The organism is Geobacillus sp. JS12 (assembly GCF_001592395.1).
GTDB classification, from domain to species: domain Bacteria; phylum Bacillota; class Bacilli; order Bacillales; family Anoxybacillaceae; genus Geobacillus; species Geobacillus zalihae.
In genome coordinates this window covers 2,328,344-2,342,094 of sequence record NZ_CP014749.1, presented here as the reverse complement: position 1 = coordinate 2,342,094, position 13,751 = coordinate 2,328,344, and the positions used below count along the sequence as shown (strand labels likewise).

General features: G+C 54.2%; 13 protein-coding genes and 1 riboswitch. Of the genes, 10 read left to right on the top strand and 3 right to left on the bottom strand.

Going from position 1 to position 13,751, the window contains the following annotated elements:
• The first annotated feature begins 70 nt into the window (after positions 1–70).
• From modA to crcB, 3 genes are all read left to right on the top strand, one after another.
• Positions 71–862, top strand: coding sequence for a molybdate ABC transporter substrate-binding protein (gene modA, locus A0V43_RS11450; RefSeq protein ID WP_063193120.1), 792 nt, complete (start codon positions 71–73; stop codon positions 860–862).
• Between the two features lie 48 nt (positions 863–910).
• Positions 911–973, top strand: a riboswitch (Fluoride riboswitch).
• A gap of 44 nt (positions 974–1,017) precedes the next feature.
• Positions 1,018–1,407 carry a fluoride efflux transporter FluC gene (locus A0V43_RS11445; RefSeq protein WP_063193119.1) on the top strand — a complete coding sequence of 130 codons (390 nt, stop codon included), beginning with the start codon at positions 1,018–1,020 and terminating at the stop codon, positions 1,405–1,407.
• Entirely contained in the window at positions 1,407–1,757 is a 351-nt protein-coding gene (crcB, locus tag A0V43_RS11440; RefSeq protein WP_063193859.1) for a fluoride efflux transporter CrcB, read from the top strand. The genes A0V43_RS11445 and crcB overlap by 1 nt, the downstream gene beginning before the upstream one ends.
• Positions 1,758–2,202: 445 nt before the next feature.
• Here the strand turns inward: crcB and A0V43_RS11435 are convergent, their stop codons facing one another.
• Entirely contained in the window at positions 2,203–3,483 is a 1,281-nt protein-coding gene (locus A0V43_RS11435; RefSeq protein ID WP_063193118.1) for an alkaline phosphatase, read from the bottom strand.
• Between the two features lie 278 nt (positions 3,484–3,761).
• Here A0V43_RS11435 and A0V43_RS11430 point away from each other — a divergent pair, with 278 nt between their 5' ends.
• The 5 genes from A0V43_RS11430 to A0V43_RS11410 all read left to right on the top strand — a co-directional run bounded on the left by A0V43_RS11430 (position 3,762) and on the right by A0V43_RS11410 (position 9,671).
• Entirely contained in the window at positions 3,762–4,214 is a 453-nt protein-coding gene (locus A0V43_RS11430) for a MarR family winged helix-turn-helix transcriptional regulator (protein ID WP_063193117.1), read from the top strand.
• Positions 4,211–7,375, top strand: a complete 3,165-nt coding sequence (locus tag A0V43_RS11425) for an MMPL family transporter (RefSeq protein WP_063193116.1) — start codon at positions 4,211–4,213, stop codon at positions 7,373–7,375. The genes A0V43_RS11430 and A0V43_RS11425 overlap by 4 nt, the downstream gene beginning before the upstream one ends.
• Positions 7,376–7,603: 228 nt before the next feature.
• Positions 7,604–8,269, top strand: a complete 666-nt coding sequence (locus tag A0V43_RS11420) for a type 1 glutamine amidotransferase domain-containing protein (protein WP_063193115.1) — start codon at positions 7,604–7,606, stop codon at positions 8,267–8,269.
• A 606-nt stretch (positions 8,270–8,875) separates the two neighbouring features.
• On the top strand, positions 8,876–9,289 hold the full coding sequence (locus A0V43_RS11415; protein ID WP_063193114.1) for a (R)-mandelonitrile lyase: 414 nt from the start codon (positions 8,876–8,878) through the stop codon (positions 9,287–9,289).
• A gap of 10 nt (positions 9,290–9,299) precedes the next feature.
• Positions 9,300–9,671, top strand: coding sequence for a DUF2255 family protein (locus A0V43_RS11410; RefSeq protein WP_063193113.1), 372 nt, complete (start codon positions 9,300–9,302; stop codon positions 9,669–9,671).
• A gap of 188 nt (positions 9,672–9,859) precedes the next feature.
• On the opposite strand, the gene A0V43_RS11405 is transcribed toward A0V43_RS11410, so the two are convergent.
• Positions 9,860–10,408: a TetR/AcrR family transcriptional regulator gene (locus tag A0V43_RS11405; protein ID WP_063193112.1), complete on the bottom strand. Its 549-nt coding sequence runs from the start codon at positions 10,406–10,408 to the stop codon at positions 9,860–9,862.
• Between the two features lie 266 nt (positions 10,409–10,674).
• On the bottom strand, positions 10,675–11,589 hold the full coding sequence (locus tag A0V43_RS11400) for an AraC family transcriptional regulator (RefSeq protein ID WP_063193111.1): 915 nt from the start codon (positions 11,587–11,589) through the stop codon (positions 10,675–10,677).
• Between the two features lie 218 nt (positions 11,590–11,807).
• Here A0V43_RS11400 and A0V43_RS11395 point away from each other — a divergent pair, with 218 nt between their 5' ends.
• Together A0V43_RS11395 and A0V43_RS11390 are read left to right on the top strand one after the other, a co-directional pair.
• On the top strand, positions 11,808–12,659 hold the full coding sequence (locus A0V43_RS11395) for an aldo/keto reductase (RefSeq protein ID WP_063193110.1): 852 nt from the start codon (positions 11,808–11,810) through the stop codon (positions 12,657–12,659).
• Positions 12,660–12,681: 22 nt separating this feature from the next.
• A complete protein-coding gene (locus A0V43_RS11390; protein WP_063193109.1) occupies positions 12,682–13,671 on the top strand; it encodes an aldo/keto reductase in 990 nt (329 codons plus the stop codon).
• The last annotated feature ends 80 nt before the right edge of the window (positions 13,672–13,751 follow it).

The window sequence follows — 13,751 nt, the reverse complement described above, 5'->3', positions numbered from 1 at the left end:
ACTAGTTATCATTATTTATAATTAGATATCATTACATATAAAAATCTGAATGGAGATAAGGGGGATGTAGATGCGAAAAATGGCATGGCTTGTCGCGGTGGTCTTGTTGTTCGGCTTGTATGGCTGCGACAGCGGTTCGAAAGAGGGGGCTGGGCAAACGAAATCGGCGGACAAAGTGGAGCTCACCATCTCCGCCGCCGCCAGCCTGCAAGAAGCGCTGGAAGAAGCGAAAACGGCGTTTGAACGAAAGCATCCGAACATCCGCATCCAATATAATTTCGGTGCGTCGGGCGCGTTGCAAAAGCAAATTTCCGAAGGGGCGCCGGTCGATCTCTTTTTCTCCGCGGCTGCCGAGCCATTTGAGGAGCTGAAAAAGGAAGGGCTGATCGATTCCAAACACGAAAAAACCGTGCTCGCCAACGAGCTGGTGCTCATCGTTCCGAAACAAGGAGAAGGGGCGATTCAGTCGCTCGATGACATCACCCTCGCCAAACGAGTGGCGATCGGCATCCCCGAGTCGGTGCCGGCCGGCATGTACGCCAAACAAACGCTCGAAAAGGCGGGGCTGTGGGAGCAGGTGAAAGCGAAGCTCGTTTACGCGAAAGACGTTCGCCAAGTGCTGGCGTATGTGGAAACCGGCAACGTCGACGCCGGGTTTGTGTACCGGACGGACGCGCTCGTGTCGGACAAAGTCAAGATCGCCGCCGCCGTGCCAAGCGGCATGCACGACCCGATCGTCTATCCGCTTGGTGTCGTCAAGACGAGCAAACATCTCAAGGAGGCGCGGGAGTTGTATGATTATTTGACGAGCGAACAGGCGCTCCAACTATTCGAACAACACGGGTTCCGACCAAGCCGTTGAATCTGCTTCCCATTGGGAGGGGATATATGGTAACATAAAGACGATGCCAATCGAATAGGCGATGGAGTTCGCCATAACCGCCGGCTTCCGGCTGATGACTCCTGCTGCAAATGAAAGCGGCAGGAGTCTGTTTATTTTACGAAGGAGGATGGTCATTGGTCTATCTCGCTGTCGGCGCAGCCGGCATGATCGGTGCGCTTGTCCGCTATGTCGTTGGTCTTGTCGTGCCCGCTGCCTGGTTGGGAGGGGTTCCACTCGGAACGCTTTTGGCGAACTGGACCGGCTCGTTTTTGCTCAGCTGGATTACGGTGGTGTTCACCCGCCGCCCGTCCTGGCCGCCGTGGCTGAAAACGGCGGCGACGACCGGGTTCATCGGTTCGTATACGACGTTTTCGACGCTCAGTGTCGAATGTGTGGAATGGATGGAACAAGGGCGCTTTGGCATGGCGGCCGTGTATATCGCTGCCAGCCTGTTCGGCGGCCTAGCCGCCGCATGGGCGGGATATGCTGCCGCCCATCCAAAGCGAAAGGAGGAAATAGCATGATGACCGCACCACTATTGGTGATGATGGGCGGTTTTTTCGGCGCCATATGCCGTTATGCCGTCAGCCGCTGGGCGGCTCCGCGTTCGCCGCGTTTTCCCATAGGGACGCTCATTGTCAACTTGCTTGGGTCCTTTTTGCTTGGCTGGCTCGCCGGAAGCGGCGCCGCCGATACTGAAAAACTGCTTGTCGGCACGGGCTTTATGGGCGCGTTCACCACGTTTTCGACCTTAAAATGGGAAAGCGTGCAAATGATGCAGCAACGCCAATGGGCGAAGGTTGTCGTTTATTTGGCGGCTACGTATTTGTGTGGAGTGTGGCTCGCGTGGCTTGGCTATCACGTGGGGCGGTGACCGCAGCGCCAAAAAACAAGCATTGTTTCTTAATTAGTTGATTGTGAAAAAGAACGTTCTAGGCTTGCTTTTAGAGGGCTGGTGATTGAATGAAAAATGTGAATCAACAACAGTGTTTTTCAATTTGATAAGCCTTGTAAAATCTGTTTTTCTCTTTGATCAAAAATGACCGATTTGCAGGAATGATTGTTTTTTCACCGCCCTTCTAGAGGGCCGATGATTTAGTACAAAATACCGCTATTCCATCTTTTTCTCAATTAGAGAAGCCTTGCGAAATCAGCCTTCTTTTTTTGGTGAAATGCCGCTGATTTGCTCGTGGCAGCCGTTTTTCACCGGCCTTCTAGGCAATCAGTATGGATGAATGGATAGAAAAATCTTCCCCGCAAACGATTCGTTCGCGGGGAAACGGAGATCGATGAAGGACAACGACCGAAGCACGGATGCGTTATCTTTTGCTTTTTCCAAACAATAATTCTTCAAGAATATCATGAATGCGCGTATTTTCATAAATGCCGGTGAATCGCTCCGCTCCCGGGCCCATGGCCGTCAGCGGCACATCGGCGGCGGTGTGGCCCGTTGTCGTCCAGTCGAGGGCGAACGTTTGCGTAGAGCGGGCGATTGGAAACGGGCCGTCTTCGCCGGAGATCGTTTTGCCGTCTCCCGACTCATCCGTGCCGCCCGGCGTTTCGATCGTCAAGCCGCCGCATTCATGGTCGGCGAGCACGAGGACGAGCGTATCCCGATGGCGCTTGGCGTACTGTTTCGCTGCGGCGACCGCTTCGTCAAGCTGCTGGCCCGCTTTGATCATGAGCGATCCGTTGTTTTCATGGCTCATTTCATCAATGGCTTCTTCTTCGACAACGAGGAAAAAGCCTTTTTTGTTTTGCGACAGCACGTCAAGCGCTTTTTTTGTCATATCGGGCAGCGACACGACAGGATTGTACACATCTCCTTCTCCTTCGGGTCGCTGCTGGAACATTTCTTCGTTGGCAAACAGTCCAAGCAGCTTGCGGCCGGACGCTTGTTTCAGCTCATCGGCGGTGCGGACGTACGTGTAGCCGAGCTGCTTGGCGCGTTCAACCAAGTTTCCTTGCGTGCCTTTGCTTGCTTCTTCCGGATCTTCGGCTGGATGGTCGGGGTAATAGCCAGGATTTCCATTAGGATACCAGTAATCTTCCCCGCCGCCTAAAATGACGTCCACTTTCGTTTGTTCGATGTATTGCTTGGCGATGTCGCTTTGGGCAGAGCGATTGGCGGTGTGGGCGGCAAACGCAGCCGGCGTGGCGTCCGTCACTTGGGCGGTCGTGACAAGCCCTGTTGCCTTGCCGGCTTTTTTTGCTTGTTCCAAAATCGTTTCCACCGGTTTTCCTTGCAGATCAACAGAGATGGCGCCGTTGTACGTTTTCACGCCTGAGGCGATCGCGGTCGCCGCCGCAGCGGAGTCGGTGATGAATGACTTCGAGTCGGCGGAGTTCGTATGGACAAGCCCGCTGTATGGCATATCGTCCATCTCCAATTCTCCAGCGATCCCTTTTGTGGCAAGGCGAATGGCGTTGCGATGCGCTGTGCCCATGCCGTCGCCGACAAAAAGAATGACATTTTTCACTTCAAGCGGCTTCGATTGTTTCGCTGGGGCGGCCCATGCAGTTTGACCGGCATGATAAAGCGCCAGTCCGGCGCTCAGCCCGGCAATGAGCAAAGCCGTGCGGCGTTTCGATTGGAACATCGTTCTCCTCTCCCTTTTCAGATGATTTTGTCATTTTTATTGTACAAGCCAGATGTTAAGCGTTCGTGAATGCAATGTAATGGATTTGAAAAAATTTCCTCTCTATTCAGATTGGACGATAGAATGGTTTCTCCTTTGGCAACATTCCTTGTTGACTTTCTCTTTTTTCCTTGGTATCGTTACTAATAGTTCAACAGTTGAACAAAATGGATGACAGCTCTCCATCTACTGTTGAATTTGGTTGATTGTTCAATGATTGAACCATCGGAGGTGAATCAATGCCGGGACGAAACATCGATGAATGGATCGACCGCTATTTGTCCGTGTCGTTTCTCGTGATGAAACGCGGAGCGGCGCTTGTCAAAGGCAGTCTTTGCGAAGAGATGACGCACGATCAATATTATTTGCTTCGCTACATCCGCCGGCGGGGGGCGTGCACGTCAACGGAGCTCGCGGCGATGTTTGGCGTGAACAAAAGCGCGGTGACGGCGATGACGAATCGCCTCGTCGACAAAGGCTGGCTGCGCCGCGACCGTGACAAGAACGACCGGCGCGTCATCGTCTTATCGCTGACGGAGCACGGGGAAGCATGGGTAGAGGAAATGGACCGCAGCGTCTATCGGCTCGTCGAAGAAGTGATCGCCCGCTTTCCAGAGGAGGAGATCGAAACATTCATCCGCACGTATGAACGGTTGGCCCGCGTGCTGCAGGAGGTGGAAGAAGCGACATGAGAGCGATCATCAAAGGAAAATGGCTCGTACTTGCGGCATGGATCGCCATCGCGGCCGTGCTCATGGCGACGGCGCCGAACATGGGCGAGCTTGTCAGGGAAAAAGGGCAGCTGAGCGTGCCGGACGGCTACTCGTCGTCATTGGCGGCAAAATTGATCAAAGAGGCGAACAGCCAGGAAAACAAGCAAAACGAACGGTCTGCGGTGCTTGTCTTTTACCAAAAAGGCGGATTGACGGCGGATGACAAAAAAGAGATTGAACGGGCGGTAAACGCGCTCGAAAAGAAAAAAGAGGAACTTCATGTCACGAACATCGTCTCGCCGTTTGCCAACCGGGAGCTGGAAAAAGAACTCATCTCCAAAGATGGAACGACGATGCTCATTTCCGTCAGCATCGACCCGGCTGGGCGGACGGCGAAGCAATTGACCGACGCCCTGTATAAAGCAGTCGATGGCGTCAAGGTCGAGCATTATTTCACCGGCGGCTGGATGATCGATGAAGATGTCGTAACGAGCTCGCAGGAAGGCGTGAAGAAAACGGAGGGGATCACGGTCGTCTTTATTTTAATTGTGTTGCTCGCCGTGTTCCGCTCGCCGGTGGCGCCGCTCATTCCGCTGCTCGCGGTCGGGGCGACGTACGTCGTTTCGCAGTCGGTCGTGGCGTTTTTGGTCGATCAGGTCAACTTTCCGTTGTCGACGTTTACGCAGACGTTTTTAGTGGCGGTGTTGTTTGGCATTGGGACCGACTATTGCATTTTGCTGCTGAGCCGGTTTAAAGAAGAACTGGCGAAGCGCGGCGATCGGGTGGAAGCGATCGTCGCCACGTACCGGACGGCTGGGAAAACGGTGGCGGCAAGCGGCATTGCCGTCATGATCGGCTTTGCGGCGATCGGGTTGTCGACGTTTAAGCTGTACCAATCGGCGGCGGCCGTCGCCGTTGGGGTCGCGGTGTTGCTTTTGGCGCTCGTGACGCTTGTGCCGTTTTTCATGGCCGTGCTTGGCGAGAAGCTGTTTTGGCCGGTGCGCGGGAAGCTCGAGCACGGGCAAAGCCGGCTTTGGCTTGCGGCTGGCCGATTTGCGTTCGCCCGTCCGCTTTTGGCGCTGGCGATTGTCGCCGTCGTGACCGTGCCGGTGTTGGCGACGTATGATGGCAACCTGTCGTTTGATTCCATGGAGGAGATCGGCGATCATTATCGTTCGGTCAAAGCGTTTGACATCATTGCCGATCATTTCAATCCGGGAGATGCCATGCCGACGCAGGTGGTATTGAAAAGCAAAGAGCCGCTCGATTCGGAAGAAGGACTGGCGTTAATTGAGAAAATGAGCCGTGAGATCGAAAAAGTTGACGGCGTGGCGAGCGTCCGCTCGGCGACGCGCCCGACGGGTGAGCCGATTCAGGAGCTGTTTGTCACGGAACAGGCGAAACAGCTGAAAAGCGGCCTTGGCGCCGGCAAAGAGGGCATTGAGAAAATCGGCGCCGGACTTGAGACGGCAAGCGAAAAATTGTCCTCATCCGCTCCGCAGCTCAAGCAGGCGTCATCCGGCATCGGCCAGCTCGTCTCCGGAACAGAGCGGCTTGAAAACGGCCTGCGCCAGCTGCAAACCGGTCTCAGTCAAATTGAACAAGGCGTGCGCCGGGGAGCGATGGGCGCCGGTGAGCTGAAAAACGGCTTAGTGACGCTTCGCGACAACGCGAAAAAGCTGCAGGAAGGCGCCACGCAGCTGCTTGACGGCTACAAGCAGACAGAACAAGGGCTGTCGGCGCTAAGCGGCCAGTACCGGCAAATCGAAGCGGGATTAAAAGCTGTCGCCGCTCAGCTCGCCGCCGTGCAAACGATGCTTGCGCAAGTCGAGCAGTCGCATCCGGAACTCACGCAAGACGCGCAATACCAACAAGCGAAAATGACGGTCGCCGCCTTGTCCGAAAAGACGAACCAAATGGCGGACGGCCTCACGCAATTGAACGGGGCGCTTGAGCAGGCGCGCGCCGGTTTGGCGAAAGCCAACGAATCGTTCGCCCAACTCGCGGCTGGTCAAGCGGCGGTCAACGGCGGCTTGGACCGGATCATCGCCGGGCTTTCGGAGCTCGAAGCCGGGTTGACGAAAGCGGCCGACGGCCAGAAACAGGCGGTCGACCAATTGCCGCAATTCTCCCGAGGGCTTGAGCAAGTGAACGGCGGCCAGCGCCAATTGCTTGAGCACTTCTCCGCGCTTGGCGGCCAGCTCGGCCAGCTTGTAAATGGCTTGGACCAAAGCGCGTCTGGGCTGCATAAAGTGGCGGACGGCCTCGGAACGGCGGAAACGTATTTAGCCGATTTATCATCGGCCCCGGAGAAAGACATGGCCGGCTGGCACATGCCGAAAGAGGCGCGCGAAAGCCAAGACTTTGCGCAGGCGAAAGACGCGTATATGTCGAAAGACCGGCGCATCGTGACGTTCGATGTCATTTTAAAAGAAAATCCGTATTCGACATCGGCGCTCGGCCGCATGGATGACATTCGCGCCGCCGCCGAACGGGCAGTGAAAGGAACGAAATGGGAAGACGCGACGATCGCTGTCGGCGGCGTGACGAGCACGTACGCCGATTTGCAGGCGATCTCAAACGCCGACTATAAACGGACGGCCGTGCTGATGTTGATCGGCATCGCCATCGTGCTCGCAGTGCTCCTTCGTTCGCTTATCATGCCGCTCTATTTGATCTTGTCGCTCGTGTTGACATATTACACATCGATGGCCGTCACCGAACTCATTTTCGTCAACGGCCTCGGCTATGCCGGCTTGAACTGGGCGGTGTCGTTCTTCGCCTTTGTGCTGCTGTTGGCGCTCGGCATCGACTACAGCATTTTCCTCATGGACCGGTTCAACGAATACCGCAGCCGGCCGGTGAAAGAAGCGATGCTGTCGGCGATGGGCCATATGGGGACGGTCATCATCTCGGCCGCCGTCATTTTAGGTGGGACGTTCGCCGCGATGTATCCGTCCGGCGTCTTGTCGCTCTTGCAAATCGCGACGATTGTGCTGACAGGGCTTCTCCTTTACGCCCTCGTCGTTCTGCCGCTTTTCGTGCCGGTCATGGTCCGCACGTTCGGCCGCGCGAACTGGTGGCCGTTTCGGCAGCCGGCAAGCGAGACAGCTGGACTAGAACAACAAAAAATCAGTTAAGAAGGCGAGTCAACGCCGCTCCCCGCATGCTGGGGGCGGCGTTCTTTTTCAGGAGAGCTGGCACGATGCCGCCTCTCCTCATCAACGGAATATAGGTGCTCGTTGCTTGATCGTCTGCCAGCGATTCATTCCTTTTCCATTTCACAAGCATATTTTTTCCGCTTTTGCCCAACGTAAAGTATGATGAGTGGTAGAGAACATACCAGAACCTAAAGGAGGAATGCGGGCATGACGAAACGAGTGCTCATGGTGGTGACAAACCATACGACGATCACCGACGACCATAAAACCGGGCTTTGGCTTGAGGAGTTTGCCGTACCGTATTTGGTATTTAAAGAAAAAGGGTATGACGTGAAAGTGGCGAGCATTCAAGGCGGCGAGGTGCCGCTTGACCCGCGCAGCATCAATGAAAAAGATCCGTCTTGGGCGGAAGCGGAAGCGGCGCTGAAGAACACAGCACGTTTGAGCAAGGACGATGCACACGGGTTTGACGCCATTTTCCTTCCCGGAGGGCATGGGACGATGTTCGATTTTCCAGACAACGAAACGCTGCAATACGTCTTGCAGCAGTTTGCCGAAGACGGCCGGATCATCGCCGCTGTCTGCCACGGTCCGTCAGGGCTGGTGAACGCAACGTACAAAGACGGCACGCCGATTGTGAAAGGAAAAACGGTCACGTCATTTACGGATGAAGAGGAGCGCGAAGTCGGGCTTGATGTGCATATGCCGTTTTTGCTCGAGTCGACGTTGCGCCTGCGCGGTGCGAATTTCGTCCGCGGCGAGAAGTGGACCGATTTCTCGGTGCGCGACGGCAACTTGATCACCGGGCAAAATCCGCAATCAAGCCGAAGCACGGCGGAAAAAGTCGTCGCCGCGCTGGAAGAGCGGGCGTGAGCGATAAAGGCTGAATGTGCGGCAAGGGGGTGTCCCAAACGCAATGGGACACCCTTTCTTCATTACGAGATGCAGGGACAAATGACTTCGGTGACACGATAGATATATTGTATCTTTTGTGAACTACCCACCACCTACGCTTCGCTTAGAGATGGGGCTTCAAGCGACTTGTGTGTGTTCGCCGAACGGTAAGCCACACACAAGAACCCTTTACGCTTCCCTTCGTTCCGAAGGTGTCCGTTCTAGCCATATTCTATCCTATTCGTTGGCTGACGCCAACCGACATTCATCTCCCACTTTCACTTCGTTTCAAAGTGGGAGACTTCTTTCGGAAAGATGTTAAAGAGAGACGATTTTGGGGACAGCCTCTTGTTTTTTGGCACGTCCAGAAGACGGGGAGATGGGCAAGGCGGTTTTCGATGATCAAATGGATGCTCGTTGTTCATTATTCAACAAATTGCGTTGATTTAGCTATTGAAGAGAAAGCGAGCTTTGATATCATCATAGACAAATGTTGAATATATTGGACTATCGGGCGTCAACATGAAGACGGAGAGGCCATCTCTGCCTTGGCGTCCGAGTGGCCATGGAAAGGAGAAAACGCCAATGGAGGAAACAATCGAAATCGTCCGCAACGGCGCTCAGCCGTCGGCGAAAGGGCAGGAAGCGTATTTCACCGGAAGCGTCCGCGTTGATTCACTCTTCCAAGAAAACGAATTCGCTCCGTACTCGGCGGCATACGTCACGTTTGAACCGGGGGCGCGCACGGCATGGCACACCCATCCGGTTGGACAAAGGTTGATCGTGACATATGGTGTTGGATGGGTGCAGGAATGGGGCGGCCCGATTCGGGAAATTCGGGCCGGGGACGTCGTTTGGTTCCCGCCGGGCGTCAAACATTGGCACGGCGCGACGCCGACGACAGCGATGACCCATATCGCTTTAACAGGAGTCGCAAACGGCAAAGTGGTCGAATGGCTGGAAAAAGTGAGCGATGAACAGTATCACCGGGATGAATAGGAGGAACACGATGGCTGGATGGTCGAACGAAGAGCTGCGTCGAATCGCGGAAACGGATGATTTGCACATTTCGCCGTTCCGCGAAGACGGCAAAACGTATGGAACACCGACGTGGATTTGGTCGGTGGTCGTTGGCGACTCCCTTTATGTGCGCGCCTACAACGGACAGCGATCGAGCTGGTATCAGGCGGCCGTCAAACAGAGAGCGGGGCGGATCACAGCAGCCGGCATGACGAAGGAAGTTGTGTTCGAACCGGTCGATGGATCGATCAATGATTGGATCGATGACGCCTACCGGGAAAAGTACAAAGGAAGTCCGTATTTGTCTTCGATGATCAGCCCCCGCGCCCGTGCAGCGACGGTGAAAATCATGCCGCGATGAACAGCGCCTTCCCAATATAAAAACCGTCACCGATTGCCAGCTTGCAGCCCGGCGTCGGTGGCGGTTTTTGTTGAGCGGCAAATCGATCAGCTCTTGGCCGCGTCCGTTGCCCTTCTTCCAGTCGATGGCGGTTTTGGTTAAGCATCGAAAGGGGATTTCATACGGCTGTCTAGGGGCGGAATGACGCTTTAATCAAAATTGCGGTCCAGCAAGCGCCCGGTCTGCTCGGCGATGACGCGCGCCGGCAGCGGCCTGCCTTGCTTGAACCACCATTCGACAATCCCGACGACGGCGGAGGCGAAAAATTGCAAGACGACGTCCTCATTCAGCCCTTTGTTTTTTCCGCTTGACGTGTCGACATCCGGCTTGAATTCCTCGATCACCAGCCGCAAAAACCGATTGCGGAAAAACGGCGCCCCTTTGCTTGACAGCATCGTCGAAAAAAACAACTGATGGCGCTCAAAATATTCGTACCAAATGTAGTTTCCTTCCTCAAACGTCAAGTCAGCCGCCTCGCGGCAAAGCTGCCGCAAGTTGTCCATATGTTCTTCAATCAGCTTATCCAATAAATCGTATTTATCGGTGTAGTGAAGATAAACCGTTCCCCGGTTCACATTCGCCCGGTCGGCGATTTCTTGAATCGTGATGTCGTCAAACGGTTTTTCCGCCATCAGCTCGACGACCGCTTTTTTGATCGCTTCTTGGCTTTTCACAATGCGCCGGTCGATTTTCGCCATGGTGAACTCTCCCCTTGAAGGCAATATTATTTGGTTAAATTATAAACATATGTATTTTAATCAATCAATGATGATTTTTGAGAGAAATCATATGGAACCATGCAGGCGCTGGGCGACGCCAACCGGTTGAGAAACATTCCACACGGACCATCCCGTTAGGCGGGACGCATTCGCCAAAGACGATGGGAAGAGAAGAACGGACGGTTCGAATGCAACGGGAGAGCGATGCGCAAAAAAAAGACCAGCATATGAACCGACCTTCGCTTTTAGGCGTTCGCTCGTTCCGTAGACCCAGACCGCAAATGTTTCGCATCTTCCTTCGGCGGCCGCCCGAATAGTCGGGAATATTCACGGCTGAATTGCGACGGGCTTTCATAGCCGACTTGAAAGGCGGCGTCAGCGGCATCGATCGCCTCCGTCAGCAAAAGCCGCCGCGCTTCTTGCAGGCGCAGCTGCTTTTGAAACTGGATCGGGCTCATTCCGGTGACTTCTTTGAAATGGCGATGGAGCGATGCCGGACTCATATGAGACAACTCCGCCAGCTCTTCGATGCGAATCGGTTGACGATAGTGTTTCTTCATATATTCGATGACATGATGAATGTGATGGGTACGGCTGTTTTGGACGGCCATTTGTTTGAGGACGTCGCCATACGGCCCTTGCAGCACGCGGTATAAAATTTCTTTTTGGTACATCGGCGCTAAAATACGGATATCGTTGGGCGTGTCGAGCAAGCGAATGAGCCTCGTGACGGCATCAAGCAAATCCGGTTCCACCGCGCTGACAAACATCGCCCGCTTCGGTTTTTTCGGCGGACGAATATGGTTTTCGGTGCGCTGCAGCAGCTCGATGACTTGCTGGAGCGCTATTTCCATGCGCAAGGCCAAATACGGAGTCTGTTCGCTTGCTTCGACCACTTGGGAGATGACCGGCAAGTCGACGGAAGAGACAAGATAATGGGTTGGGCTGTACGTAAACCGTTCCCCTGCCAGCCATACGTCTTTTCGGCCTTGCACGATCAAGCAAAACGATGGGCGTTGGACGCCGTGCTTCGGTGTTGTTGGATGTGATTCGCGAAACAGAAAAAGCGATGGAATCTCTGTTTCGTAAACCCCGTCTTTTCCGGTATGGCGTTCGATGAGCGACGCCAATTTCTGTTGTTGCTCAATGATCGATTTCAACCGTTTTTCCCCCTTCCACTACAGTTATTTTACCTAACCCTTTTCCGTAACTGGAAGAGGGTTGAGAGAATTAGGCAATGATTTGCGAGAATTGTGATACCGGTTGCGGTGCAAAAGAGAGCATAATGACATTGTGGGTAGCGTTCTTCGTGGCGATGTGCGCTGCCGGTTTGTCATTGTCGACATGATAACCGAATCGAGCAAGGAGGTAGAGAACGATGCAAATGGTGGTGTTAAACAACGGCGTCAAAATGCCGATCTTAGGCTTCGGCGTCTATCAAATCAACGATCTGGAATTGTGCGAACAATGCGTGTACGATGCGCTCATGACCGGCTATCGGCTCATTGATACGGCTGCGTCGTATCAAAATGAAGAGGCTGTTGGGCGGGCGATCAAACGGAGCGGCATTCCGAGAGAAGACATATTTGTGACGACAAAACTGTGGATTCAAGATGCCGGCTATGAGAGCACGAAAAAAGCCTTTGCGAGATCGTTGGAGCGGCTGCAGCTTGATTACATCGATTTGTATCTCATTCACCAGCCATTTGGGGATGTATACGGCTCTTGGCGCGCCATGGAGGAGTTTTACCGCGAAGGGAAAGTTCGCGCGATTGGGGTGAGCAATTTCCACATGGACCGTCTCATCGATTTGATTCTTCATCATGACGTGACCCCGGCGGTCAATCAAATTGAAACGCATCCGTTCTGCCAACAAGTGGAAAGCACGGAGTTCATGAAACAACATGGCGTCCAAATCGAGTCGTGGGCGCCTTTTGCGGAAGGACGAAACAATATGTTTCAAAATGAAGTGTTGGTCTCGATCGCGAACAAGCACAACAAATCGGTCGCCCAAGTCATTTTGCGCTGGCTGACGCAAAGGGGGATTGTGGCGATTCCGAAATCGGTGCATAAAGAGCGCATCGTGGAAAACTTCCAAATCTTTGATTTTGAGCTCGATCAAGAGGATATGAACAACATCGCCGCCCTCGATACGAAGCAAAGCTTGTTCTTTTCCCATCGCGATCCCGAAATCGTGAAGTGGCTTTGCCAGCGCCGATTGGAGATTTAACGGAAAATAAAGGAGGAAGAGGATGCAAAAACGCCAGCTAGGCAAAAGCGGCTTAGAAGTATCCGCGATCGGGCTCGGCTGCATGGGGATGAGCTACGGCTATGGGCCGGCTGCCGACAAAAACGAAATGATCGCTCTCATTCATGCGGCCGTGGAGCGCGGGGTCACATTTTTCGATACGGCAGAAGTGTACGGGCCATACGTGAATGAGGAATTGGTCGGCGAGGCGCTCGCTCCGTTCAAAGGAGAGGTGGTCATCGCCACGAAATTCGGCATTCAACTGAAAGACGGCAAGCAAGTGCTCGACAGCAAGCCGGAGACGATTCGCCGCTCGGTGGAAGGTTCGCTCAAGCGTCTGAGAGTGGAAGCCATTGACCTGTACTATCAACACCGCGTCGACCCGGACGTGCCGATCGAGGAAGTAGCCGGAGTGATCCAAGACTTGATGAAGGAAGGCAAAATTCGGCATTGGGGGCTTTCGGAAGCTGGGGTGCAAACGATCCGCCGCGCCCATGCGGTAGAGCCGCTTACGGCTGTCCAAAGCGAATACTCGTTATGGTGGAGAAGTCCGGAAGAAGAACTATTGCCTGCGCTTGAGGAGCTCGGCATTGGCTTTGTGCCGTTCAGCCCGCTTGGCAAGGGATTTCTGACTGGAGCGATTGATCGGAACGCAACGTTCGCCGAATCCGATTTCCGCCGCATTGTGCCGCGGTTCCAGCCGGAAAACCTGGAGGCCAATCAAGTGCTGGTCGAGCTCATCAAACGGTTTGCGGCCGAGAAACAAGCGACGCCGGCGCAAATCGCCTTGGCGTGGCTGTTGGCGCAAAAGCCATGGATCGTGCCGATCCCCGGAACGCGCAAATTCGAGCGCCTCGAAGAAAATCTTGGAGCGTTGGAGGTCGTGTTGACGGCAGAGGAATTGCAGCGGTTGAACGATGCCCTCGCCAACATCGACATTGCCGGCGACCGTTATCCGGCTGGTTCGGACTTTGCCAAGCGGGTAAGCAAATAGCGCTGGGGGATAAAGGCTGCTTTTTGGATCGCTCGATTGTAGTTGTCTATTTGGCGATCCGTTTTTTTTTGCCAGGGCAA